The sequence below is a fragment of the Algoriphagus algorifonticola genome (genome assembly GCF_007655305.1).
Taxonomy (GTDB): domain Bacteria; phylum Bacteroidota; class Bacteroidia; order Cytophagales; family Cyclobacteriaceae; genus Algoriphagus; species Algoriphagus algorifonticola.
The window spans coordinates 1-23,534 of record NZ_VLOG01000008.1; the positions used below are offsets into that span (position 1 = coordinate 1).

General features: G+C 38.3%; 25 protein-coding genes. 11 read left to right on the forward strand and 14 right to left on the reverse strand.

Annotation, left to right across the window (positions count from 1 at the left end; translation table 11 throughout):
* Positions 1-61: 61 nt before the first annotated feature.
* The 4 genes from FL972_RS00645 to FL972_RS00660 all read right to left on the reverse strand — a co-directional run bounded on the left by FL972_RS00645 (position 62) and on the right by FL972_RS00660 (position 3,775).
* A complete protein-coding gene (locus FL972_RS00645) occupies positions 62-1,345 on the reverse strand; it encodes a NupC/NupG family nucleoside CNT transporter (protein ID WP_091650557.1) in 1,284 nt (427 codons plus the stop codon).
* 85 nt (positions 1,346-1,430) lie between these two features.
* Positions 1,431-2,027 (reverse strand): bifunctional nuclease family protein, encoded by a 597-nt coding sequence (locus FL972_RS00650; RefSeq protein ID WP_091650554.1) that lies wholly within the window; start codon positions 2,025-2,027, stop codon positions 1,431-1,433.
* A 6-nt stretch (positions 2,028-2,033) separates the two neighbouring features.
* Positions 2,034-3,002: an electron transfer flavoprotein subunit alpha/FixB family protein gene (locus FL972_RS00655; RefSeq protein ID WP_144602322.1), complete on the reverse strand. Its 969-nt coding sequence runs from the start codon at positions 3,000-3,002 to the stop codon at positions 2,034-2,036.
* A gap of 35 nt (positions 3,003-3,037) precedes the next feature.
* Complete coding sequence (locus tag FL972_RS00660; RefSeq protein ID WP_144602324.1) at positions 3,038-3,775, reverse strand: electron transfer flavoprotein subunit beta/FixA family protein; 738 nt, start codon at positions 3,773-3,775, stop codon at positions 3,038-3,040.
* Between the two features lie 74 nt (positions 3,776-3,849).
* Between FL972_RS00660 and FL972_RS00665 the strand changes: the two genes are divergently transcribed.
* On the forward strand, positions 3,850-4,191 hold the full coding sequence (locus tag FL972_RS00665; protein WP_144602326.1) for a tetratricopeptide repeat protein: 342 nt from the start codon (positions 3,850-3,852) through the stop codon (positions 4,189-4,191).
* Between the two features lie 127 nt (positions 4,192-4,318).
* Positions 4,319-4,807, forward strand: a complete 489-nt coding sequence (locus tag FL972_RS00670) for a hypothetical protein (RefSeq protein ID WP_144602328.1) — start codon at positions 4,319-4,321, stop codon at positions 4,805-4,807.
* Here FL972_RS00670 and FL972_RS00675 read toward each other — a convergent pair.
* The 3 genes from FL972_RS00675 to FL972_RS00685 all read right to left on the reverse strand — a co-directional run bounded on the left by FL972_RS00675 (position 4,804) and on the right by FL972_RS00685 (position 8,256).
* Positions 4,804-5,802, reverse strand: a complete 999-nt coding sequence (locus FL972_RS00675) for a zinc-binding dehydrogenase (protein ID WP_144602330.1) — start codon at positions 5,800-5,802, stop codon at positions 4,804-4,806. The genes FL972_RS00670 and FL972_RS00675 overlap by 4 nt on opposite strands.
* 102 nt (positions 5,803-5,904) lie before the next feature.
* A complete protein-coding gene (dnaB, locus tag FL972_RS00680; RefSeq protein WP_144602332.1) occupies positions 5,905-7,485 on the reverse strand; it encodes a replicative DNA helicase in 1,581 nt (526 codons plus the stop codon).
* A gap of 81 nt (positions 7,486-7,566) precedes the next feature.
* Entirely contained in the window at positions 7,567-8,256 is a 690-nt protein-coding gene (locus FL972_RS00685) for a lycopene cyclase domain-containing protein (protein ID WP_144602334.1), read from the reverse strand.
* 132 nt (positions 8,257-8,388) lie between these two features.
* Here FL972_RS00685 and FL972_RS00690 point away from each other — a divergent pair, with 132 nt between their 5' ends.
* Complete coding sequence (locus tag FL972_RS00690; RefSeq protein WP_144602336.1) at positions 8,389-9,744, forward strand: UDP-N-acetylmuramate--L-alanine ligase; 1,356 nt, start codon at positions 8,389-8,391, stop codon at positions 9,742-9,744.
* A 1-nt stretch (position 9,745) separates the two neighbouring features.
* The gene (locus FL972_RS00695) at positions 9,746-10,552 is read left to right on the forward strand and encodes a 3'-5' exonuclease (protein ID WP_144602338.1); all 807 of its coding nucleotides are present in this window, start codon (positions 9,746-9,748) and stop codon (positions 10,550-10,552) included.
* Positions 10,553-10,604: 52 nt separating this feature from the next.
* On the opposite strand, the gene FL972_RS00700 is transcribed toward FL972_RS00695, so the two are convergent.
* Positions 10,605-11,393: a M48 family metallopeptidase gene (locus FL972_RS00700; RefSeq protein WP_144602340.1), complete on the reverse strand. Its 789-nt coding sequence runs from the start codon at positions 11,391-11,393 to the stop codon at positions 10,605-10,607.
* Positions 11,394-11,471: 78 nt separating this feature from the next.
* Between FL972_RS00700 and FL972_RS00705 the strand changes: the two genes are divergently transcribed.
* Complete coding sequence (locus tag FL972_RS00705; protein WP_394344567.1) at positions 11,472-11,993, forward strand: DUF4442 domain-containing protein; 522 nt, start codon at positions 11,472-11,474, stop codon at positions 11,991-11,993.
* Here the strand turns inward: FL972_RS00705 and FL972_RS00710 are convergent.
* Positions 11,990-12,721, reverse strand: coding sequence for a hypothetical protein (locus FL972_RS00710; protein ID WP_144602342.1), 732 nt, complete (start codon positions 12,719-12,721; stop codon positions 11,990-11,992). The two genes, FL972_RS00705 and FL972_RS00710, sit on opposite strands and share 4 nt — an antisense overlap.
* A 61-nt stretch (positions 12,722-12,782) precedes the next feature.
* Entirely contained in the window at positions 12,783-13,379 is a 597-nt protein-coding gene (locus tag FL972_RS00715) for a DUF6503 family protein (protein ID WP_144602344.1), read from the reverse strand.
* A gap of 98 nt (positions 13,380-13,477) precedes the next feature.
* On the opposite strand from FL972_RS00715, the gene FL972_RS00720 reads away from it, so the two are divergent.
* The gene (locus FL972_RS00720; RefSeq protein ID WP_144602346.1) at positions 13,478-14,347 is read left to right on the forward strand and encodes a glutamate--tRNA ligase family protein; all 870 of its coding nucleotides are present in this window, start codon (positions 13,478-13,480) and stop codon (positions 14,345-14,347) included.
* A 178-nt stretch (positions 14,348-14,525) separates the two neighbouring features.
* Here FL972_RS00720 and FL972_RS00725 read toward each other — a convergent pair whose 3' ends face one another.
* The 4 genes from FL972_RS00725 to FL972_RS00740 all read right to left on the reverse strand — a co-directional run bounded on the left by FL972_RS00725 (position 14,526) and on the right by FL972_RS00740 (position 18,187).
* Positions 14,526-16,007, reverse strand: coding sequence for a S10 family peptidase (locus FL972_RS00725; RefSeq protein ID WP_144602348.1), 1,482 nt, complete (start codon positions 16,005-16,007; stop codon positions 14,526-14,528).
* Positions 16,008-16,077: 70 nt separating this feature from the next.
* Positions 16,078-16,791, reverse strand: a complete 714-nt coding sequence (locus FL972_RS00730) for a potassium channel family protein (RefSeq protein WP_144602350.1) — start codon at positions 16,789-16,791, stop codon at positions 16,078-16,080.
* Positions 16,791-17,585 (reverse strand): PhzF family phenazine biosynthesis protein, encoded by a 795-nt coding sequence (locus tag FL972_RS00735; RefSeq protein WP_144602352.1) that lies wholly within the window; start codon positions 17,583-17,585, stop codon positions 16,791-16,793. Before FL972_RS00735 ends, FL972_RS00730 begins: the two co-directional genes overlap by 1 nt.
* Before the next feature lie 86 nt (positions 17,586-17,671).
* Positions 17,672-18,187: a DinB family protein gene (locus tag FL972_RS00740; protein ID WP_144602354.1), complete on the reverse strand. Its 516-nt coding sequence runs from the start codon at positions 18,185-18,187 to the stop codon at positions 17,672-17,674.
* Between the two features lie 67 nt (positions 18,188-18,254).
* On the opposite strand from FL972_RS00740, the gene FL972_RS00745 reads away from it, so the two are divergent.
* The 5 genes from FL972_RS00745 to FL972_RS00765 all read left to right on the forward strand — a co-directional run bounded on the left by FL972_RS00745 (position 18,255) and on the right by FL972_RS00765 (position 23,314).
* On the forward strand, positions 18,255-19,601 hold the full coding sequence (locus FL972_RS00745) for a M28 family metallopeptidase (RefSeq protein WP_144602356.1): 1,347 nt from the start codon (positions 18,255-18,257) through the stop codon (positions 19,599-19,601).
* 210 nt (positions 19,602-19,811) lie between these two features.
* Positions 19,812-20,354 carry a ferritin gene (locus FL972_RS00750; protein ID WP_144602358.1) on the forward strand — a complete coding sequence of 181 codons (543 nt, stop codon included), beginning with the start codon at positions 19,812-19,814 and terminating at the stop codon, positions 20,352-20,354.
* A gap of 542 nt (positions 20,355-20,896) precedes the next feature.
* Complete coding sequence (locus FL972_RS00755; protein ID WP_144602360.1) at positions 20,897-21,517, forward strand: sterol desaturase family protein; 621 nt, start codon at positions 20,897-20,899, stop codon at positions 21,515-21,517.
* A 4-nt stretch (positions 21,518-21,521) separates the two neighbouring features.
* Entirely contained in the window at positions 21,522-22,163 is a 642-nt protein-coding gene (locus FL972_RS00760; protein WP_144602362.1) for a hypothetical protein, read from the forward strand.
* A gap of 131 nt (positions 22,164-22,294) precedes the next feature.
* Positions 22,295-23,314, forward strand: a complete 1,020-nt coding sequence (locus FL972_RS00765) for a helix-turn-helix domain-containing protein (protein WP_144602364.1) — start codon at positions 22,295-22,297, stop codon at positions 23,312-23,314.
* Positions 23,315-23,534: the final 220 nt, after the last annotated feature.

A 23,534-nucleotide genomic window follows, 5' to 3' on the forward strand; every position in this document is an offset into this window, starting at 1 on the left:
CTTGATTTTATTGCGGTTTGACCTCTCACTACAGATTCTAATGCATAATCCGGGTTTAATTTTAAAATAACATGCCTGCGATTGTGGCAGTCATCAAACAGGCAAGTGAAGCTGCCATTAGAGATTTCAACCCTAACCGGCTTAAATTTCCTTGCTGGTTTGGAGCAATGATAGAAATACCTCCCAATTGAATGGCTATTGAACTAAAGTTGGAAAAGCCACAAAGGGCATAAGTAGCAATGACAATTGATTTAGAGGAAAGAGAACCCATTTCCTTCATTTCTGAGAGAGAAAGATAAGCCACGAATTCATTGATCACTGTTTTTTGTCCAAGCAAACTTCCCACCTGCAAGGTATCAGACCATTCCACACCTATCACCCAAGCAAATACCCGGAAGATCTGGCCAAAGATATATTCCAGAGAAAACCCTTGAAACTGTCCACCAGTTGAACTTGCCACGAAGGAATTCAGACCTGTATACTCTCCAAGTAATCCAGTCAGTAAATAGTTGACTGCTGCAATCACGGCAATAAAAGCCAATAGCATGGCACCTACATTCAGAGCGAGTTTTAATCCCTCTGATGCTCCAATAGACATGGCATCTATCAAATTGACTCCCATACTTTCCTCATTCACTTCCAATTTATCTTGAACCAACTCCTTTTCTGTTTCAGGAATAAAGATCTTGGATAACACTATGGCTGCAGGCGCATTCATGATACTTGCTCCTAAAAGATAAGCAGCAAACTTACTTTGCTCTTCTAAGCTATCTCCTCCTAAGAAGGCTACATAACCTGCCAAAACCCCTCCGGCAATAGTTGCCATACCTCCTGTCATCAAGCACATTAGCTCAGATTTACTCATATGAGGAATAAAAGGTCTGACCAGTAATGGAGCCTCTGTTTGTCCTAGGAAAATATTTCCGGCAGCTGACAGACTCTCGGGACCAGAAAGCCTCATAGTGCGGGCCATCACCCAAGCAATGCCGAATACAATTTTTTGAAGAATTCCTAAATAATAAAGCCCTGCTGATACAGTAGAAAAGAATATGATGGTAGGAAGTACTTTGAATGCAAAAATGAACCCGAAGCTATCTCCTGCCAGATCACCGAAAATGAATCTTGCCCCATCTTCCGAGAAACTAAGAAACTTTACGAAACCTTCCGAAAGCAAGGCAAAGCCACTAGCAACGATTGGTACTTTGGTAATCAAAAAACCAAAAATCAACTGAAGGATGATACCTATACCGACTAACCTCCAGTCTATTTTCTTCTTATTATTTGAAAAAATAAAGGCCACCAATACAATGACCAATAGTCCGAAGACTCCTCTGATGTAATCCATGCGATCTAATTATCAAATCAAGGGCTAAAAATAGGTAAGTCAGAGGCAAGAAAAAAGTCCTGATTTCTCAGGACTTTCAATTTGCTTAATTTCTTTTATTTATTTCATCCCTGATTCTGGCTGCTTTTTCATAATCTTCATTATTAATAGCTTTTTCCAGCATCTGATTCAACTTATCCAAACTAAAATCCTTCAACGAAGGCTCTTTTTTGGAGGTGAATTTTTGGGTTGGTTTTTTTTGCGGAGAACTGCTTTCCTTTTCCTCAACTTCAAAATGCTCCACTGCTCCTTCAGACATGGCCTTTTCACTACAGTAAATAGGGCTTCCAAATCGAATAGCAATAGCAATGGCATCTGATGGTCGGGCATCAATTTCGGCGTCTATCAAGTCACTTTTACACTGAATTTTGGCATAAAATACGCCTTCCTTCATGTCTGTTATGACTATTCTATCAATGTCAAAATTAAAACCATGAGCAAAAGACTTGAAAAGATCATGAGTCATTGGCCTGTTGGGAATGATTTTTTCAATTTCCAAGGCTATGGCCTGAGCTTCAAACATACCAATCACGATAGGAAGCCTTCTTATACCACCTACCTCTCCCAAGACCAGGGTAAAGGAGCCTGATTGGGAATGATTGGACGAAAGGCCCAAAATCTCAAGTTCTATGAGTTTCTCCACAAAAATTTAAAGTTCTGCTTTAAGTGCTTCGTTTAATTTAGGAACGACCTCAAATGCATCTCCAACTATCCCATAATCCGCAGCTTTAAAGAAAGGAGCTTCTGGATCTTTATTGATAACTACAATACACTTGGAGGAATTTACTCCTGCAAGATGTTGAATCGCTCCTGAAATTCCTATTGCAACGTATAAAGAAGGTGCAACTTTTACTCCTGTCTGTCCTACGTGCTCATGGTGAGGTCTCCAACCAATATCAGAAACTGGCTTAGAACATCCTGTAGCAGCACCAAGCGTTTTTGCCAAATCTTCAATCATACCCCAGTTTTCAGGCCCCTTCATTCCTCTTCCACCGGAAACCACGATGTCAGCTTCAGGAAGTAGTACCTCACCCGTAGCTCTTTCAGTAGCTGTAATTTTGGAACCAAAATCAGAATCAGGAACATTCACTTCCAAAGATTCAACAGCCGCATCTGCTCCATCAATTTTAAGGTCAATGGCATTTTTCTTAATAGCTAAAATTTTGTTTGCAGTGGTTAAGCTAGTTTCAGCAAATGCCTTACCTGTATAAATACTTCTTTTAACTATATAACCGGAATCTGTATTTGGCAATTCTACTACATTAGAAACTAATCCTGCATTGACCTTAATGGCCAACCTGGCAGCAACAGCGTCTCCTAATGATGATTTCGCCAAAACCACGGTTTTAGACCCTGTTTTCTCAAATGCCTGGGCTACAGCGGTAGCATGAGCCTGAATCACCCCTGCATCCAATCTGCTATCCGATGCATGAAGTACTTTGGTTGCACCTGCTTTCCCCACTGAAGCCAATTCAACCTGATCGACTGAACCTAATGCCACAGCGATTACTTCCCCTTCTCCTGTTTTAGCAGCTAAGGCACTTGCAAATGAAACAGCCTCAAGACTGGTTTTTTTGATTTTACCTTCTGCCTGCTCTATATATACTAATACTGACATAATTTACTGATTTAATGTAAGTTAAAAATAATTACTTAAAGTACCTTGGCATCGTTTTTCAACAATTTCACCAACTCGGCTACATTATCTTTGTCAACCAATTTTACAGCACCTTTAGCAGGTGGTAATTGATACTTTTGAGTTTCGGCCTGAGTTTCTTCAGTCACTGGATCCACCACATTCAATGGTTTTGTTCTCGCTGACATGATTCCTCTCATATTAGGGATTTTCCATTCTGCAATTGGCTCCTGACATCCTGCAATAAGTGGCAATTGAGCTTCAAGCATTTCTTTTCCACCCTCAATTTCTCTAGCCATTTTTACAGTGGTTCCTTCCACATCTAATTTCATAACAGGAGAGAAAGAAGGCATTCCCAAAAGCTCTCCTACCATACCATGGACCATTCCACCATTAAAATCGATTGATTCTCTACCCATCAAAATCAGGTCATATCCACCTTCTTTTGCATAATGAGCGATTTGTTTGGCTACAAAAAAGGAGTCTTTTGGATTTGAATTGACACGAATGGCATCATCGGCACCAATTGCCAAAGCCTTTCTCAAAGTTGGCTCAGTTTCAGCCTCCCCTACATTCAATACTGTTAACTTACCTCCGGTTTGATCTCTTAATTCAACCGCTCGCGCTAAAGCATAGTCATCATAGGGTCCGATGATGAACTGAACTCCTGTGGTGTCAAACTTGGTATTATCGGCAGTAAACTGAATCTTTGAAGTCGTATCCGGCACATGAGTGATACAAACAAGAATCTTCATTGGTTTAGGATTAGATTATTTTAGATTTATTTGCCGTGAAAATAACAGTCAGACCTTAATTAAAAAAACAATTCATGCCCTATTTAGACAGGAAAAGCCTATTAAAACAATATATTTCCGAAGAACCTAAAAATCCCTTCAATTGGTATGCATTGGCCTTGGAGATTCAGGAAAATGAGCCAGAAGAAGCAAAATTGATTTTTGAAAAATTATTGCAAGAATTTCCAGACTATTTACCTACCTATTACCAGGCAGCTTTTCTTTTCGATTCGCTTGGTATGCTAGATCAGGCTAAAAAAACTTTTGAAGGAGGTATAAATTTGGCAACAAGCCTCCAGGATCAAAAGGCAATCAAAGAGCTGAAAAATGCTTACCAAAATTTCTTGTTCGAAAATGATTTGGATGAAGAGATTTAAAAAATTGAAGAAGGGTAAACTTTTTGAAATTTCAATAAAACAAAACAACACTGACTAAAATCATATTTTCATATTTGTATTAATAACTTATCAATCAGATATTTATACAAAGCAATCTGATGGTGCAATGGCTGTTTCTCATGAAAAAATATACGACTACTTTTTTCCCCTCTTGAAAGAGTCAGGAAAAAAATATCGAAAGACTAGTCTGGTCAAAGCCAAATTAGCAAAACCAGGTCAAGAAGTAATTACAAAGACTTCAGATGGAGTTGAAATAAAATGCAAGGCAACCAAAGGAGATTTATTGATTGAAAATCAAACAAGCACCGGAGAAATTTACTTGATGAAAGGGGATAAATTTGAGAAGCGTTATCAAATGAAACAAGCCCTAGATAAGGGCTGGGCTGTATACCAGTCCAATTTTCCAATACAGGCTATCCAACTTGAAACCAGGCATTTAACTGATTTAGGAATAGATTCTGAATTTGAATTTGAAACTCCATGGCGAGACACTATGAAAGCCCTCCTAGGTGATTTCATAGTTCTCTCCAGTGATGATTCTGGCTTTTATAGAATTGCTCAAAAGGAATTCTTGGAGACCTACAAGGAGGTTTAAGGCTTTAACACAATTTTCCCTATTTGCTTACCGGCCTTCATTCGATCAAAAGCTTCGGCAGCTTTTTCAAAAGAGAAAACTTGATCTACAATTGGCTCGATGGATTTTTCATTTACAAATGCCAACATTTGCTCAAAATCCTGATCTGAACCCATGGTACTCCCCATGATTTTCAGTTGATTCCAAAAAATCCTTCTGGCTTCCAGTTTTCCGGGATTTCCCAAAGTCGCACCATAAAAAACTATTCTCCCGCCAGGATTAGCCACTTTAATCAGATCATTCAAACTATCACCAGCGGCACCATCAATGATTAAATCAAATCCACCAGCCTGTTCTAAGGCCTGCTCAGTCCAGTTTTCATTTTTGTATTTGAAACCTGCCTTTACGCCTAAACCCAAAGCTTTTTGAATCTTATCCTCACTGCTACTACTCACATACACCTCTGCTTGAAGACCTATCGCAAACTGTGCCGCAAACTGTGCTACCCCTCCTCCAAATCCGGTAATCAACACTTTTTCACCGGCTTGGCAGTTTCCTTGATAAGTCAATGCCCTAAAGGCTGTTAATCCTGCCAAAGGCAAGGCCGCAGCTGACTCAAAAGTCAAATGAGAAGGCTTTGGATGTACTCTATCTGCCGGTACGAGTAACTCTTCGGCAAGTGTTCCATTTTCGGGCATTCCCAAGATTTGAAAGTCTTTGGATTGAACTTTTTGATTTTGACCCCAGTTCAAAGCTGGATTAATGATCACCTCCTGCCCCACTTCAAGACCCGAAACTCCAGTTCCCAGTTCCGAAATAACTCCGGCTCCATCAGAGCCTAAGACTACTCCGTTTTTTAAATTAGGATAAAGTCCTTGTCTGCACCATTCATCCCGATGATTCAAAGCAGCTGCCTTAATCTGGATTTTTACTTCCCCTGGTCCAGGACTAAAGGAGTTCAGACTTTTTAATTCAATTTTATCCTCTACTTCTCTATTGAGTACAATTCCTTTCATCTGTTTATCATTTGTTTACTAGAGGTCAGATGGAATGCCCAGGAAAATCATCCCCCTCCCGAAGCAAGTTGTGTGAGATTTTTCCTCATGGGCATTTCATTATTAAAAATCAGTGGGTTTGGAGTCTTTATTCAGCAAATCATCAATATCATCATTTGCTTTGCTTTGAAGTTTGATAGTTCTGCCTGAATCAAATTCTCCAGCTCCTGTGGATTGAGAAGAGAATTTATTTCCATACATCGGTTCTGCCGGCATTTGCCCAGGATCAAAATTTCCAAAATTCTCTAAGTCCGTAAACTTGGTGTATTTACCGATGAATCTGAGTTTCACTGTATCCAAAGAACCATTTCTGTGCTTGGCAATAATTACCTCGCCTACCCCTTGGGTAGACATGCCTTCATCTTCAGTGATGCCATAATATTCCGGTCGGTAAAGGAACATTACCATATCCGCATCCTGCTCGATAGCTCCAGACTCCCTCAAATCTGATAGTTGAGGGCGTTTATCCCCTCCTCGTGTTTCTACGGCTCTGGACAACTGGGAAAGAGCAATTACAGGAATAGCGAGCTCTTTAGCGATCTTCTTCAAGGCTCGGGAAATACTCGCAATCTCCTGTTCACGGTTTCCGCCATTTCCGCCTCCTTTAGAGTCACCTGACATCAATTGCAAGTAATCAATTACAATCATTTGAATGTCATGTTGCGCTTTCAGCTTTCTGCATTTTGCTCTTAATTCCAAGATGGAAAGAGCCGGAGTGTCGTCTACAAATAAAGGAGCTTTCGAGAGCTTGGCCGTTTTATGGACCAACTGAGCCCACTCATGCTCGGCCAATGATCCTTTTTTGATTTTTTCGGAGTCCAATTCAGCTTCTGAAGCTATCAAACGATTCACCAATTGAACAGATGACATTTCCAATGAGAAAATAGCTACAGGACGACTATGGTCTACTGCAGCATTTCTTAGAACAGATAGAACGAAGGCTGTTTTACCCATTGCTGGACGGGCTGCAATAATTACCAAATCCGATTTTTGCCATCCTGAAGTAACTCTGTCTAATGCAGTAAATCCTGAAGGAACCCCAGTCAAACCATCTTTTTGCTGTTTCTTTGACTCCATTTCCGCAATCGCTTCCCGCATAATGGACTTCATATCCGAATAGTTTTTTCGGATATTTTTCTCTGAAATTTCGAAAAGAGATTGCTCCATTTTATCCAGCAATTCAAAGACGTCAGTGGTATCTTCGAAAGCATCTTTTTGAATTTCTGAAGCTATACTGATCAGTTCACGCTTGATAGCCTGCTCAGTAATAATCCTCGCATGGTATTCAATATTGGCTGCTGAGGCTACTTTTGAGGTTAATTCTGTTACATAAAAAGCTCCACCTGCTATTTCCAGGGCACCATTTTTTCTCAGTTGAGACGTGACAGTCAATAAGTCGATTGGCTGAGAATCGGTGAATAAGTCCAAAATCGCCTGAAAAATAACCTTATGAGCATCCTTGTAAAAAGATTCAACTTTCAAGATGTCAATCACATTGGTTAAGGCATCCTTTTCCAACATCAAGGCTCCCAAAACAGCTTCTTCTAAATCCACAGCTTGAGGAGGTACCTTTCCGAGGTTATTTGGATTATCGAAACTTGGCTTTTTTCGGGTGATTCTAGGGTTATTCAGCTTTTCGGTCATATAACAAATGTATTCGCTTTAGTTCAAGAGTTTTGAACAAGTTTTCCAATACTTATCAACAAAAATCAATCCGATTGAATATCAGCGCTCTTTAAAATGAACACCATTTCTATATCCCCGGAACATACTGCAGAGCAAGGCCCAGGAAAAATGCCAAAGCATTTCGGAAAGTGGGATATTAAAGATTCGGAAACCTAAAATAGGTTCATTCAGCATCCCATAAGTATCCCAGAAATGAGGAAATAATAATTTGAAATTGATCAAATAAATCAAAAAAGAAATCCCCAAAGTGGCAAAAGCAGAAATGATGGATATCCTTATCAAATCTGGTCTTTGTGTCCAAATATAGACAGACAGACAAAAGAAGGTCAAAAAGGTCACATAGCCTGAATGAATTCCAAGTCCAATGCTGAAAAAGGTTAAACTGGAGCAACCGAGAATAAAAAGGATAAACAAGTCCCTGTTTTTAGGTGGGCTAAATTTTTCCGTATCTACTTCTCTCTTAGTAAAGGCTGAATGGATATAACCTCCTACTCCAAATAGGGCAAAACCAATGATGAAGTCTTCTATACTTGCCACCCCTTCTCCCATGAGTGTAGGAGGTCTCCAGTAATCCCTGAAATACCAAACTTCAGCGATCACACCCATGATTCCGCCGATAAACCCAACTTGAACCATCCCTCTTTTCCAGGGACTTTTCCAATAAACGAAAGCCCATGCAAGCATATACAGCAATGACATTGACAAATAGGCAAATCGGTCCTCGAGCATTTTCACAATCTTATTGAGGCGCGAAATTAACCAAAAACTTAATAGCTCAAAAAAATCAAGGATGCATTAACTTTATAAAGCTTTTCCTTTCAAAATCCTTTAAGTTTGAATTTTTAACACTAAACCAACAGCATGAAGAACTATCATTTTATAGCCATTGGAGGAGCTGTAATGCACAACTTGGCTTTAGCTCTAGTAAAGAAGGGTTACCAAGTAACAGGCTCGGATGATGAAATTTATGAACCTTCCAAAAGCAGATTGGCGAAGGCTGGGATTTTACCACAAGAATATGGTTGGTTCCCTGAAAAAATTCATTCTGGCCTGGATGGAATCATTCTAGGAATGCATGCCAGAATAGATAACCCTGAATTGGTTAAGGCGAAAGAATTGGGCATTCCAGTTTTTTCTTTCCCTGAGTTTATATACAATCAAAGCAAAGATAAAAAACGGGTAGTGATTGCAGGGTCTCACGGCAAAACCTCTATCACTTCCATCATCCTGCATGTACTCAAAGATCAGGGAGTAGAATTTGATTACTTGGTCGGAGCACAAATTGAGGGTTTCGACCTGATGGTTCAACTCTCTGATGCTCCAATCATCATCATTGAAGGCGATGAATATCTTACCTCACCTTTGGATAGAAGACCAAAGTTTTTCCATTACAGGCATGACATCGCCTTGCTTTCTGGTATTGCTTGGGATCATTTCAATGTCTTCCCAGATTTTGAAGAATATAAAGACCAATTTAAACAGCTCATTAATCTCACTCCGGCAGATGGTGAATTGATCTATTGCATTGCTGATCCATTGGTCAATGAAGCAGTAGAAAGCAGTTCAATTCTGGGAAAGAAAACTCCATACGCTGCGCATCCAGCTAAAATTGAGCAGGGAAAAACCTATTTAGAGACCTTGGGAGGACCTGTTCCTGTTCAGATTTTCGGTGAGCACAATCTTCAAAATCTCCATGGTGCAAAAAAGGTATGCGAGTCATTAGGAATCAGTGAGCTGCAGTTTTATCAATCCATTCCTCTCTTCAAAGGAGCGGCCAAAAGAATGGAATTGGTCAAAGCGAAAGAAGACAGGGCCATGTACAGAGATTTTGCTCATGCTCCATCCAAATTAAAAGCAACTGCAAGCGCAGTAAAGAATCAATTCCCTGATAGAAGATTAATTGCTGTTCAGGAATTACACACCTATTCTTCTTTAAATCAGGACTTTTTACCGAATTATGCTCATACAATGGACACAGCTGATGAGGCAATTATCTATTTAAATCCACATGCGGTGGCGCTCAAAAAGCTGAAGTTGATGGATGAAGAAACCCTGAGAAATGGATTTAAAAGGCAGGATTTACGATTATTTACCAATAGTCAGGAGTTAAAATCGTACCTTTTGGGTCTTGATTATAAGAATACCAACCTGCTTTTGATGAGTTCGGGAAATTATGACGACATGGACTTAGAAGGAATCAAAGCAAAATTTGATTAAAATGAATTTAAACTTAAAAAACTCAATTGCTTTTTTTGATCTGGAAGCTACGGGAACCAATGTAGGAACCGATCGCATCGTTGAAATCTCAATTGTAAAAGTACACCCTAACGGTGGTCAGGATATTTACACTAAAATTGTCAATCCAGGAATTCCAATTCCTTTGGAGTCATCCCTCATTCATGGGATTTATGACAAAGATGTCAAAGGAGAACCTTCTTTTAAGGAATTAGCCAAAGACATACATCAGTTTATAGGGCATTCAGACTTAGCTGGCTTCAATGTTCTGAAGTATGACATTCCCTTGTTAGTGGAAGAGTTTCTGAGAGCAGGTATAGATTTCGATTTGGAGAAAAGAAATCTTTTGGATGCGCAGAAGATTTTTCACCTGATGGAAAAACGTAACCTGACTGCTGCTTATAAATTCTATTGTGGAAGAAAGCTGGAAAACGCGCATAGTGCGGAGGCAGATACACTTGCTACCCTAGACGTATTCCGAGCTCAAGTAGAGAGATATGCCGGTGAAGAAGTAGAAGATTTACAGGGAAATAAACTGGGAGTCTTTGAAAATGACATGAAAAAAATTCACGACCTAGTGAATGAAAAAATGGTAGATCTTGCCGGTAGGTTTATTTTTAATTCCGAAGGAGTTGAAATATTCAATTTCGGAAAGCACAAAGGCAAAACAATTGAGCAAGTGCTGAAAGAAGAGCCTGGCTATTATGATTGGATGATACGGGGAGATTTTCCATTAGATACCAAGCGAAAACTCACCCAGGTGAAATTAAGGGGATTTGGCACAAAATAAGTAGCAAAAAAGGTAGTGAGTTTCCTTAGGGAAGGCTCACTACCAGAATAATCTATTTTTTGTAGTACTCCAAAGCCTTGGGCATTTTAGCGTTTAATCGCTCTATTCTTCTATCTGGCCCAGGGTGAGTAGACAGAAATTCAGGTGGTGCTTCTCCCCCAGCAGCTGCCATTCTTTCCCAGAATACCGGTGCCTCTCTTGGATCATATCCCGCCATTGCCATGAATATCAAGCCTAATTCATCTGCTTCCAATTCATGTTTTCTAGAGAATTTCAACATTCCCAATTGACTTCCTATACCTACAGATTGTAGAAAAATCTGTTGCATCAAAGTAGGATTCTGTCCCATGGCAGCAGAAAACACACTTAATCCCAAATTGGCAACCATTGCATTGGACATACGCTCTCTCGCATGAGAAGCAACAGCATGTGCCACTTCATGACCCATTACCACGGCAATCCCTAATTCGTCTTGAGTGATTGGTAAAATTCCTGTGTAGTAAGCTACTTTTCCTCCAGGCATACACCAAGCATTCACTTGATCGGATTCGATCAGATTGAATTCCCATTCAAAATCATCAACCAAATCTTGATACCCCTCCTGAATTAAAAAGGTTTCTACTGCGTTAGCGACTCTATTTCCAACCTTCACTATCAACTGACCATCCTTGGTATTTGTAAGGAGCTTACTCTCTTTTTTAACTTGATCGTATTGTTCATTGACCAAAGGCATAATTTCTTCATGAGAAACCGCAGCCAATTGCCTTCTGCCTGTGATTGGAACTTTGGCACAGGAGTACACTAATAACCCTGCAAGAAAAATGACTAGTAGTTTTTTCATAAGTTTTTGTTTAAGCTATAGATTAAAATTCAAAAAGGATACCAAGGTTTAATTCAATAGTAAAAATTAGTATTTTAAGTGAAAATTTACATCATGGGAACTGTGAGTACTACTACTAATTTACACAAAGAGGCTTTGGAATACCAAAGAAAAATGACGAACCCTATCATCTTTTGGTTTGCAATGCTGGTTAAACTGCCTTCAGCTGTTTTTTGGAGATTAAAAATCAAGACATTAACAGTCGAAAAATGTGAAGTCAGCATTCCTTTTTTCTGGAGAAGTCAGAATCCTTTTCGGTCCATTTATTTTGCAGCATTGGCTGGAGCAGCAGAGCTAAGCACAGGGGCATTGTGTCAATTAGCTTTGGCAGGAAAAGGTAAATTCAGCATGCTGGTAGTAGATTTTCGCGCAGAGTACAGTAAAAAAGCAGATACAAAGATCACTTTTTCCTGTGATCAGGGATTGGAGTTGTTTGATTTGATTGAAAAAATGGGCGTAGGTGAAACCGATCAATTGACCATGATATCCACTGGTAAAAACCGAAATGGAGATGAAGTTGCCAGATTTTATGTCACTTGGTCTTTCAAGCGGAAAGCCTAATAAGAAAGCATAGACTCCACCTCAAAAAATTCAAAAAGGCTTTTTTGCACCCGATCTTTGGACCAGTCTAAAAATTCATGTGCTTGGTGAAATTGATTGAATTTAATAATCATTTGATCCCATGAAGCCGAATCCAAATCATATTTGATTTTCAATTCCTGCTTGATTGAATCAGATTCAATAATCTCATAATACCCGACCCTTCTTGAATGCCATATTTTTTTTCGCTCATATTCCCTTGCCAAACGCGCCTTTTTGGTAAAATATGAAATTGGTCCACTGATGGTAATTCCACCATTTGGATCATCGCTTTTTGTTCCCACGAGAACCTCACCCTTTCTAGAAGGCAATTCTTTTTCATTTTCATCTCTTAATACCAATCTTCCATCTTTGAAGCGATAAGAATAAGGTTTCTCCTTTACTTCAAAAGTCGGCAAAAAACGAGCTTTATCCTGTAACTCAATCAAGAAATAGCGCTCAGCAGAAAGCACTCTTTTTTGACTGATAAATCCGGGAAAACTTATCAATATGGAATCACCCGGAAATGCCTTTACTGAAAAGTAACCTCTTGAATTTGAAACTGAGTTATGATCTTTACCGATGACCTCTACTTTCACGCCCTCTAAATAGGCCTTATCATTGCTGTCCAGGATATTTCCTGAATAGGTGATTTGAGCGCTTACCGAAAAGGTTAGCAACAGAAAGAAAAGAAAGGATGAAATTCTCACCTCGAAAAGTAAATAGGAGCTATCGATTTCTGAAAAATTGAGGGTTAAAAGACCTTAATCTCTATTTAATTTCCAATAGCATGTCTGTTCCCAAAAATTCCGGGGTTTCCGTTCTGTACCATGATCTGTTTGTTGGGATTTTCAAACCATCGTATTCAGTAAGTCCTTCCAAATAAATGATTTCTCCTTTTTTTGTTGCCTCATTCTGATAGAACTTATAAGCTTCCATGGCATAAGTTTGAGGGTCTAAGTAGAAATACCAAACGTCCTTTTCATAAGGAGCCCTCACGACCAGGTAAGATTTACCATTCAATTCTTCCTGGAAAACCTTATCATCGATTAGTGTTCCAGGGTCCTTCAATTTCATAGGTAATCCCCACAAATAAGTATAGTAGTTTCTCATACGGAAAGCACTTTCAGCTTCAATCACTCCTTCAAATACCTGAATTGAATCATTCCAAACCAAATAATGAAGCCCCTCTATTCGGTAAACCATTTTGGATAAGTTATTCTCGAAGGATACCTCATAAAACCTGGAGTCTCTCCCTTCAGGAAGGCTATCCTGAATCACTAAAGTGCTCTTAAAATTTTTCCATTGATTCTTCGGATCATGAAACTCAATACTTTTCTTAATCAATTCATTTCCAGTTAATTCCATATCACTCTTTGTATTACAAGAAAAAATAGAAATGATAAATATGAAGGAGAATAAAAACCGCATGACCTTTTTTTTACTAATCTACTTATTTTGGTGAGATGAATCAGCTTTTGACCAGAATAGCACCAACTCCAAGTGGGTATTTGCATTTAGGAAATGCCTATTCTTTTTTAGTAACGAAGGCAATCGCTGAGAAATTTGGAGCAAAAATCCTCTTGAGAATTGATGACTTGGATAGAGATCGGTTCAGAGAAGAATACGTTCAGGATATTTTTGATTGCTTGGAGTTTCTGGAAATCAATATTGATCAAGGGCCTAGGAACTTGCAGGATTTTCATCAAGAATGGTCACAAATCCACCGATTTGGGCTTTATGAGCAAGCATTGGATAAATTGAGGGTGGACAAAAAGGTCTTTGCCTGCACTTGTTCCAGAAAGAAAATCAGCCAATTAGATTCCTCCGGTTATTATTTGGGACATTGTCTAGATCGAAAGATACCTTTACAAAGACCTGAAGTAGCCTGGCGACTGGATACCTTAGACGCTGATCTGATCAAATTAAAAGACATTCACGAGCGCATGCATTTCGAGGTGATTCCAGAAGATGTAGCCTTTTTTGTTGTTAGAAAAAAAGACAGACTTCCCTCCTACCAATTAACTTCTTTAATTGATGACATCCATTTTGGAGTTAATCTGATTGTTAGGGGAAAAGACTTGTATTCGTCCAGTATCGCTCAAACTTATCTAGCAGAGCAATTGAATCTAGCTGATTTTCAAGAGAGTCGATTTTTTCATCATGAGTTAATGAAAGGACCCAAAAAGAAAAAGCTTTCTAAAACCGATGGGGCTACATCTATTAAGCAGCTTAAAGAGGATGGAAAGTCACTCAATCAGGTAATTGAATTAATTGGGGACTATCTGGGTAAACCTTTTCAAAATTACGATGACATCAAAAAAACAATCTCCTGAACTTCATCAACATCCAGGAGATTGAATTCTTAGAAGCCAAAATAAAGACTTTAGGATATTCCGATTAGATCAATCATGTAAGTAATATTCCTTTGATGAAGCGAGGGCAATGCACCTGAACTTATGGATGGAAACTTACACTTTTTCGATTTTCACTTATCCTTCAGCCTTTTTTCAATTATTTATATTTGGCAGGCATATTTGGGGCTACCATAGATTTTTGAATGAATTGGCGGATATCTTCATTGGAAGTAGCCAAATCCTCAGCTCTCAAGTACATCATATGTCCAGATCTGTAGCCTTTAAAAGAGAGTCTATCTGACATCTTGCCATTAGGGTCTATATGCCAAAGGCTATATTTTGCGTTGAAGAAATCAGTTCCCCCATCAAAATACCCGGATTGAACCATCACGTGTAAATAAGGATTTTGACGCATTGCCTGGCCTAGATCATATCCTGTATTTTCATTAGATCTGTCCCAAGGATGAACAGGCCCGAAAAGATTATAAGTAAGGTCTGACTTGAAACCCAATACGTTTCTTGCATAAATGTTAAATGCAGGTGCAAAAGCATGATTCCAGCTAGTCAAGGCAGGATCAAAATCGTAGCGATCACCCGCTTCCATTCTGTCAAAACCTTTGTATCTACTATCTAATCTACCAACAGTCATTCCTTCTTCTCTCAATAGTTCTTTCCAAAAGAAGCTGGTTGGAACCATCAGGTTATGGTCAAGAATTACTTCTTTGCTCAAACCTGAATAACGAGACATTTGTGTGGCAATTGCATCTCTTTCTAGTGCAGATAGACTTCCTCCTTTCACCATAGCAGGAAGTACTTTTTCGATGGTATACTTTTCTACTTCCGGCAAAATCTCATCTAAATCTTTGCTCTGAAGATCAGCGGGAAGTTGACCATGATACCAAGCTGTCGCCGCATAATAAGGCAGATAGTTAGCCATTTTCACCGGCCCCCCTCTGTCTATCCCCATATCAGTTGGTGAAACTAAGATGACCCCATTAAAATACATCCAATGAGCATTTTGTAATTGCGAAACCAATCCAGCCACACGCGTGGTACCATAGCTCTCTCCTATTAAATACTTTGGAGAAGCCCATCTATTTTGTCTGGTCACAAATGTATTTACCCAATCAGCTAAATACTTGATGTCAGAGTTGATTCCAAAAAAGGTAGATCTTAGAGTCTCAGAGTTCAAAATTCGGGAATATCCTGTATTAACCGGGTCAACATAGACTATGTCGGCTACATCCAAGATCGAATGAGGATTGGATCTTGTACCATAAGGTTGCACTGGATAACCCTCATCATCAATATTCAATAATACAGGCCCTGTATAAGCCAAATGCATCCAGATAGAAGCTGATCCTGGACCACCGTTGAAAGAGATCACCAAAGGGCGGGTTGCTTTGTTGGTGATATCAGTTCGCTCGTAATAGGTGTAAAATAAGGAAGCTATAGGCTCTCCATTATCGTCCCAAACAGGTTGAGTACCCGCAGTGGATTTATAGGGCACCCTTTTTCCTTTGATGGTGACTTCATGTGTTTTTTCTACAGAGGTTTCAACAGGCAGTTTGCGGGTCTCCTGAGCAATCGTCAATGAATAGCAAAGGATTAATGCCAATGAAAGGTAAATTTTTCTCATGAGTTTAGTGATTTAGAAAGAAAGCTAAGGGGAATGATAAAATAATGCAGGGCCTTTTACACCAGTGGACTCATCTTTTACTTTCACTCACCAATTTCGCGATGACCACTGCTGGATATAAAATCCCTACTGTGCTCAAAAACACAGAAAGCATTTTAGACATGATGTTTACTGGGTAAAGGTCTCCGAAGCCAACCGTAGTGAGAGATACTAAACTGAAATAAATATACTGAGCATAATCATCATCTAATCCTTTCAAGTCCAGCTCTCCCGAAATACTGTTTCCAAGCGTCAAATGGATAATTTCAAAAACAAAAGCCCCTAATAAGGCCACACACAAATACACATTAATTGCACCAATGACTCTATAAACATTAATCTCCCTATCCCTAAATAAGAGCCTGAGGTTCAGAAATATAAATATGGACATATTCAGTATACCTACAATTCTTTCTGTCAGGTAAAATTGAACTGGTAGGTCCGAAAATCTGAGAATCCTGAGTGTTAATTGAGTGAAGAATAATAAGGCTGTAAAAATTATTAAAAAGCGCTGAGTAGAAGACCAAATTCCCGTAAAAAACAAGAAAAGGAAAACCAAGTTCACAAAGATCATCTCCACATGACCATATTCTATTAAAATGGGGAGAATGAAAATGGTAAATAGTAGAATCAGCAAAAGCAGGCCAAAACTACCGTCAGTTAACCAATATTCGGTAAAATTGGTGAATACTCTCTTTAGAGTTCTTTTTTTAAAATCTTTGACGTCCTGAAAACTTTCCTCCATTACACTTCAATAAATCCCTGAAGAACAGCAACTGCTTTTCCCCGTAATATCACTCGATCATCGTGTTTTTCCAAAAATAATTTCCCGCCTCTTTTACTAGCCTGATATGCTTTCAACTGCATCTTTCCAGTTTTTTGATACCAAAAATCCATCAATGCACAGTGAGCAAAGCCAGTTACAGGATCCTCAGGTACTCCTACGTTGGGCCCAAAAAACCTGGAAACAATGTCAAAGTCTCCATTCCCTGCGGCGGTAATGATAAAGCCTTCCTCGCTGTGAGCTGCAATCTCCATAAAATCAGGCTTGAGTCTTTTTACAGCCTCTGCTGACTCCAGTTCAAAAATCCAGTTCTTTCTCAATTGTGCAGCCGATATGATCTTTTCTCCGAATAGTTCACTTTTAAAATGTGGATGCAGATCTTCAAAAGTGGGGATCAAAGGGAAATTCATTTCCAATCCATCCTCATTTCCTATTACTCTCAATTCACCACTTAAGGTGTCAAAATGAATCGTTTCTCCTGCATGAGCCCAACCTTTTTGAAGCATCCAAAATGAAGATGCCAATGTAGCGTGCCCACAAAGATCAATTTCCAAAGTAGGAGTAAACCAGCGTAGGGAAAAATGATTGGGGTTATCTGTTCGCTGCACGAAGGCAGTTTCACTCAAATTCATCTCCATCGCTATGGACTGCATCAACTCTTTTTCTAATGGTTCATCCAGCAAGCATACACCCGCTGGATTGCCTGAAAAAGCCTTTTCAGTAAATGCGTCTACAACAGCTATCTCTAATTTCATCTGTTTATATTTTGATTTTTAGAGGTCAGATGGAATGCCCAAAATAATCATCCCCTTGTTTGAGATTTTTCCTAATTGGCATTTCATCAGTATCTTTCTTTTAGAATATTCAAATGGTGAATGAAATGCCCAGGAATAATCCAAAATAAGGATCTCGGAGTGATGGTGTTTCCATTAGCTTCACCTTTAAAATCCAAAACATCTTCACGAAGTGTTTGGATTAAGGTCATCAAGGCTTTTCTCTGAGCTTCAAAGTCTTTGATTAGTAAGTCAGACTGAACCGAACCAAAGCGGGCATTCAAAACATACGGATCCTGATCAAAGCCAGGTAAAGCCGATTTTTCACCTCTCGCAAAACACAATGCACGGAAAGTCATAATTCTTTCTGTATCTATAACATGACCCAAGACTTCCTTGGGTGACCATTTTCCACTTTGGTAAGGATGGTCAGACCAATTTTCAGGTTTGGATGCAAATAAGCTTTTCAAGTCCTCAATTTGACTTTCCACCAACTCGCAAAAAGGAGTTTCCGGAACCAAGTCCATATAGGTAGAATAATAAGCAGGGTATTCGCCTTTGTTGGGAAGTAAGAAGGTGTTCATGTAAAATTATGCTGTTATTTTAAAGTCTGAGGGTAAATTTAGGCTTAAGCAATTAATCAACCTTACCATGCGTAAAATTTTATACACCCTACTGTTGGGGATTTTTTCCCAGCAGATCATTGCACAAACATTAATCATCCGAAATCCTGAAATAGACCAAATGGTTCAGGAAATTTCTGCGGATACTTTGGAATCCTATGTGAGAAAACTGGCTTCATTTAACTCTAGACATACATTAAATACTGATGAAGTAAGTGGAATGCCTGCTGCTCAGAACTGGGTACTTTCTAAATTTAATCAATTTGCCAAAAACTCATCCGGTAGAATGAGTGCAGAAATCGAGCGTTTTACCATTCCTGCTGATGGAAGAAGAATAGAAAAAGACTCCCCTGCGGCTAATGTAGTAGCTACAATAAAGGGCACGGATCCAAACGACAACAGAATATTTATTATCTCCGCCCATATGGATTCAAGAAATAAAAATGTAATGGATCCCGATAATCAGGCACCTGGAGCCAATGATGATGGAAGCGGTACTGCGGCTGTGATTGAATTGGCAAGAATCATGGCTTCACATTCTTTTCCTACCACCATCAAATTTGTGGCATTTACAGGGGAAGAGCAAGGTCTTAAGGGCGCCACCTACATGTCGGATAAAGCCAATGAAGAAGGTTGGAATATCGCTGCAGTACTCAATAATGATATTGTAGGGAATAGTGAATCATCCGGAACTTTGATCAAAGACAATCTCAAAATGAGAGTTTTTTCAGAAACTATTCCAGTGGCTGAAACTGAAAGAGAAGCTTCTATCAGAAGATATACTGGTTCGGATAATGACTCTGACTCCAGACTTCTAGCAAGATATATCAAGGAGCTTGGTGAAAGATATGTGGACCAATTTGAAGTTAAATTGATTTACAGAGCCGATAGATTCTTAAGAGGTGGAGATCAGACAGCTTTTGCCAGAAACGGTTTTACTGCTGTTAGAATGTCGGAAATGAATGAAAACTTCTACTATCAGCATGAAAATGTCCGTGTTGAAGATGGTATACAATACGGTGACTTACCTGAGTTTATGGATTTTGAATATTTAAGAAAGGTTTCAGGAGTTAATTTGGCTTCATTGGCAACCTTGGCGAATTCAGCCGGTAAACCAGAAAATGTAAGAATTGATGTGAGAGGATTGAGCAATCATTCCATCTTGGTATGGGAAGCTCCGAAAGTTGGAAAAGTTAAGGGTTACTATGTCTTGATGCGTGAAACCTCCTCCCCCGTTTGGGAAAAGAAATTTTTCACCACAGATACCAACCTAACATTACCATACTCCAAGGATAATTATTTCTTCGCTGTTCAGTCTGTTTCCGAAAAAGGTGCTGAAGGGTTACCCGTATTTCCTTCTCCTTTGACCAGATAGAGGGAAAATTTAAATGCGATATAAAACCTATTTAATTAAATCAATTCTAAATTTCTTGTACAAAAAGCAATTTTGGAACCTTGGTACCTAGAAATGGTTAATTTGGTATAAATAACATCGCTATGAAATGCCCATGATAATATCTTCTAGCTCAGGTGGATGATAAAACATGGCATTCCATCTGACCTCTAAAAAACAAATTATAAACAGATGAAACAAAAGGAAATAGTCACACTGCAGCGATCTTTGCTGCATGACACAGAAGCTTTACTGAATAAACAGATTGAGATGGAGGGAAAATCCTCTGCCTATTATCTTTCAATGGCATCTTGGTGCGATATGATGGGTTATGAAAATGCTGCCAAGTATCTCTATACTCATGCTGATGAGGAAAGAATGCACATGATGAAAATCTTTCAATATGTGAATGAGGCAGGAGGACATGCCATCCAACCCGAGATTACCGGAATCAGAAATCATTTTAATTCCTTAAAAGAGATTTTCGAGTTGATCTTAGAGCATGAAATCAAGGTTACTAAGTCTATCAATTCAATTGTAGACCATGCCTTTTCTGCAAAGGATTTTGCCACTTTCAGCTTTATGCAGTGGTATGTCAATGAGCAGCGAGAAGAAGAAACCATGTCAAGGAGAGCGTTGGAGCTATTTGACATTATTGGAGAAGAAGGCATTGGTTTGTGGACTATTGATCAAGAATTGGGAAAACTTCACGCAGCCGCGCATGCGGGTGAATAATCTCAAATTATTACAAGACAAAAGCGGCTTTCGAGCCGCTTTTTTTTCTTTCCAGCATGGCCTACTAAAATCCGCTACTGATTAGTGATAATGTTAAACCCGAAATATGCAGTAGACTTCTTATTACGAGTCCAAACCGCTTCAAAATCAATCACTTTGCTGTATTTAGCTCAATCACCGTAGCAGTGCTATGCTTCATTCGCTAAATACTTGATTTTATTGCGGTTTGACCTCTCACTACAGATTCTAATGCATAATCCGGGTTAAATAGTTATAAGCCATCGTAAATTTCAAAGAAACCCATTTATAAAGCCATAGGAGCAATAAACTCCCTTGTGAAACTTTGATGCTTTGCTTTTTCAGCCGAAATTTTTACTAAAATTCACTTTTTTAAGAGATTCAAAATATAGCTCTAGTAAAAATAACTAATCTCAAATATCAGAAATAGAACCATTTGCATTTTTTGCCAAAATGGCGATTCCTCGTTCTTAATCTCGGTTTCACAAAGGGCAAAATGAGAGATAATTTTCATAAAAAAAATTATGAACACTTATCTCAAAGCTCCCAAATCAATATCCTTAGGCCCATGCCTTATTATTGGATTTTTCATTGTGTCTGCATTTTCAGGTATTGGTTTCTTATTATCAGAAAACCAATTTTTAAGCAATAGCCTCTTGTTTTGTTCAGGTTGGTTTTTCTGGACATTTTTTGAATACGCTGTTCACAGATTCTTTATGCATGAGTTGATTGTTCCACAAGCAAAAAAGGATATCATCAATCACCGCTATCATCATAGAAATCCTCAGGATATCAAAATCAATATAAAGCACCGACTTTTCATACTCCTGATTATTTCAATAGTAGCATTTTATGCTTTTCAAATGGGTGGATTTATGATGAATCTACTGGGATTCCTTGTTGGACTATCTAATTACACTTTTCTGCATTACCTCCTACACAGGCCAATTGGAGGGGTACTTATGCCTAGAGTTCAAAGAAATCACATACTTCATCATTCTATTCGTCCAAACCATGGATTTAGTTTTAGTACTGTTCTATGGGATTGGCTCTTCAATACTTTACCACCCAAATCAGACATAGTCACAAAAAAAATGATGGAATTCTACTTCCAAGATTTACAAACCATAAAACAAAACCCATAATCCTATGAAAACTCTAATTAAAATTTCAAAAAAAATACTGATAGCTGTAAGCTTTCCAGTACTATCTGTAGCTTGTGTTCCTGTATTTTCCGACCTACAAAGTGCCAGGACTTTAGGTAAAGGTCAAGTAGAAGCAACACCTTATTACACTATTACGGGTTTAGACAGTGAAGATAAAGGAGCTTCGCATGTTGGCGGAAATATAGGAGTAGGACTAAGTGATAAAATAGACATTAGGGCCAAATATGAATCTAATTGGTTAAATGAGGAAGACAATACCGCCGTCACAGTTCTTGGGATCGGCCCAAAGTTTTCATTAATACCAGATAGATTAGCATTCTTTCTTCCGGCAGGTGCCATGCTTCAGGAAGGAAAACTGGATTTTTGGCAAATTCATCCAACGGTTTTTTATACCCAACCAATTGTAAAAGATCGTTTAGAATTTACTGTTGCACCCAAATATCTTTTAAATATTTGCGAGGACTGTTCCGGAAATTTTGCCACAAACTTTGGTTTATCAGCTAGTAAAGATTTCAAAAAATATGCTTGGCGGGCAGAATATGGCAGAATCATTAGTAATGGTTCAGTTGGACAGTTTTCTTTAGGATTTTCATTCTTTTTAATCCCAAAAAACCAAACTCCTTGAACTAATGACAGCCCTCCATTTATTGAAAAATGGAGGGTTTTATTCAATCTTCATTGCAAAATATTATTTTATTTTTATCTAAATTCATACAATATAAACAGTCTATCAGGACTGTTTAAAACATTATTTCAATGAGTGATCCCACTAAACCGAATTTTACTCAAGTTTTATTTTTTCAAAACTTGAAGAACTCTATCCCTTCCTATTCCTCTTTGGTGGATGAGGTGGCGGAAGTTCTAAATGTGAGCATTGATAGTGCTTACAGAAGAATTAGAGGTGAAAAACTCCTGGATTTTGAAGAAATATATTTACTGTGTAAAAAATACAATGTTTCTATTGATAAACTGATCAGTTCCCAATCCAATACAATCGTATTTCAAGGTAACCAAAATGATTTTGGAGAAGAAAATTTTCATTCTTGGATGGTAGATGTTTTGGCGCAATTAGAGATGGTAAATTCATTCAAAGAAAAGCATATTTACTTTCTACTTAAAGATATGCCTCCTTGGTACCATTACTATCATGCTGAATTGGCTTCATTTAAATTTTTTTTCTGGCAAAAATCTATCCTTTTCAATGAGAATTTTAAAAATCAACAGTTTTCTCTAGATCGAATTGATAATACGGAATATTCTGATTTGACTCAGAGAATTCTCAAGACGTATAATAAAATCCCTACTACCGAAATATGGAATTTAGAGGGAATTAATACTACTTTAAGACAAATAGATTTGTATCATGATATGGGAGTTATTCCCTCTTCAAAGGACACTTTGAAGCTTTACCAGTGCGTACTTGAAGTAATAGATCATTTATCTAAAATGGCAGAATATGGGAAGAAATTCCTGCCAGGACAGCTACCCAATTCTGAGAATTCTGATTACAACTTTTTAGTCAATGAATTTGTAATAGGTGACAATACATTTTTTGTAAAGCTCGACGATATAAAAATCACCTATCTGAATTACAGCGTTATATTTTTTATTGGAACATCTGATCCGTTATTTAATGAAGGTATGTTCAGAAACCTTGAAAACCTGATAAAAAAATCCACTCAAATAAGCCAGGTTGGAGAAAAGGAAAGGCACCAATTTTTCAATAAACTCCGGAAAAAAGTCGTAAATAGAATAGAACAATTGAATTTTAAGTGAAAATAAAAATCATTTGTTTTACCACCTGTTAAATTCTCTTTATTTTACATTCCAATTAAACACACAAATTTATTCTTTTGAGTCATTTGAATGAATGTACTCCAAATAGCTTTGCTATATCAAAGCGATAAGTTTTGGAGTTGAGATCTACTTGAAATAGGCCTTCTTCCTACTTTCACAATTCTCTGAATATTTACTACTTTAAAAGTGGGTTAAATTC

Bases quoted from the DNA above. Each gene is read 5' to 3' on its own strand.
- dnaB (WP_144602332.1), bottom strand. From the start codon at position 7,485: ATGACCGAAAAGCTGAATAACCCTAGAATCACCCGAAAAAAGCCAAGT.
- FL972_RS00755 (WP_144602360.1), top strand. From the start codon at position 20,897: ATGAACACTTATCTCAAAGCTCCCAAATCAATATCCTTAGGCCCATGC.
- FL972_RS00645 (WP_091650557.1), bottom strand. From the start codon at position 1,345: ATGGATTACATCAGAGGAGTCTTCGGACTATTGGTCATTGTATTGGTG.
- FL972_RS00655 (WP_144602322.1), bottom strand. From the start codon at position 3,002: ATGTCAGTATTAGTATATATAGAGCAGGCAGAAGGTAAAATCAAAAAA.
- FL972_RS00670 (WP_144602328.1), top strand. From the start codon at position 4,319: ATGGCTGTTTCTCATGAAAAAATATACGACTACTTTTTTCCCCTCTTG.
- FL972_RS00665 (WP_144602326.1), top strand. From the start codon at position 3,850: ATGCCCTATTTAGACAGGAAAAGCCTATTAAAACAATATATTTCCGAA.
- FL972_RS00690 (WP_144602336.1), top strand. From the start codon at position 8,389: ATGAAGAACTATCATTTTATAGCCATTGGAGGAGCTGTAATGCACAAC.
- FL972_RS00725 (WP_144602348.1), bottom strand. From the start codon at position 16,007: ATGAGAAAAATTTACCTTTCATTGGCATTAATCCTTTGCTATTCATTG.
- FL972_RS00685 (WP_144602334.1), bottom strand. From the start codon at position 8,256: ATGCTCGAGGACCGATTTGCCTATTTGTCAATGTCATTGCTGTATATG.
- FL972_RS00735 (WP_144602352.1), bottom strand. From the start codon at position 17,585: ATGAAATTAGAGATAGCTGTTGTAGACGCATTTACTGAAAAGGCTTTT.
- FL972_RS00740 (WP_144602354.1), bottom strand. From the start codon at position 18,187: ATGAACACCTTCTTACTTCCCAACAAAGGCGAATACCCTGCTTATTAT.
- FL972_RS00695 (WP_144602338.1), top strand. From the start codon at position 9,746: ATGAATTTAAACTTAAAAAACTCAATTGCTTTTTTTGATCTGGAAGCT.
- FL972_RS00675 (WP_144602330.1), bottom strand. From the start codon at position 5,802: ATGAAAGGAATTGTACTCAATAGAGAAGTAGAGGATAAAATTGAATTA.
- FL972_RS00760 (WP_144602362.1), top strand. From the start codon at position 21,522: ATGAAAACTCTAATTAAAATTTCAAAAAAAATACTGATAGCTGTAAGC.
- FL972_RS00750 (WP_144602358.1), top strand. From the start codon at position 19,812: ATGAAACAAAAGGAAATAGTCACACTGCAGCGATCTTTGCTGCATGAC.
- FL972_RS00660 (WP_144602324.1), bottom strand. From the start codon at position 3,775: ATGAAGATTCTTGTTTGTATCACTCATGTGCCGGATACGACTTCAAAG.
- FL972_RS00715 (WP_144602344.1), bottom strand. From the start codon at position 13,379: ATGGAATTAACTGGAAATGAATTGATTAAGAAAAGTATTGAGTTTCAT.
- FL972_RS00700 (WP_144602340.1), bottom strand. From the start codon at position 11,393: ATGAAAAAACTACTAGTCATTTTTCTTGCAGGGTTATTAGTGTACTCC.
- FL972_RS00720 (WP_144602346.1), top strand. From the start codon at position 13,478: ATGAATCAGCTTTTGACCAGAATAGCACCAACTCCAAGTGGGTATTTG.
- FL972_RS00745 (WP_144602356.1), top strand. From the start codon at position 18,255: ATGCGTAAAATTTTATACACCCTACTGTTGGGGATTTTTTCCCAGCAG.
- FL972_RS00730 (WP_144602350.1), bottom strand. From the start codon at position 16,791: ATGGAGGAAAGTTTTCAGGACGTCAAAGATTTTAAAAAAAGAACTCTA.
- FL972_RS00765 (WP_144602364.1), top strand. From the start codon at position 22,295: ATGAGTGATCCCACTAAACCGAATTTTACTCAAGTTTTATTTTTTCAA.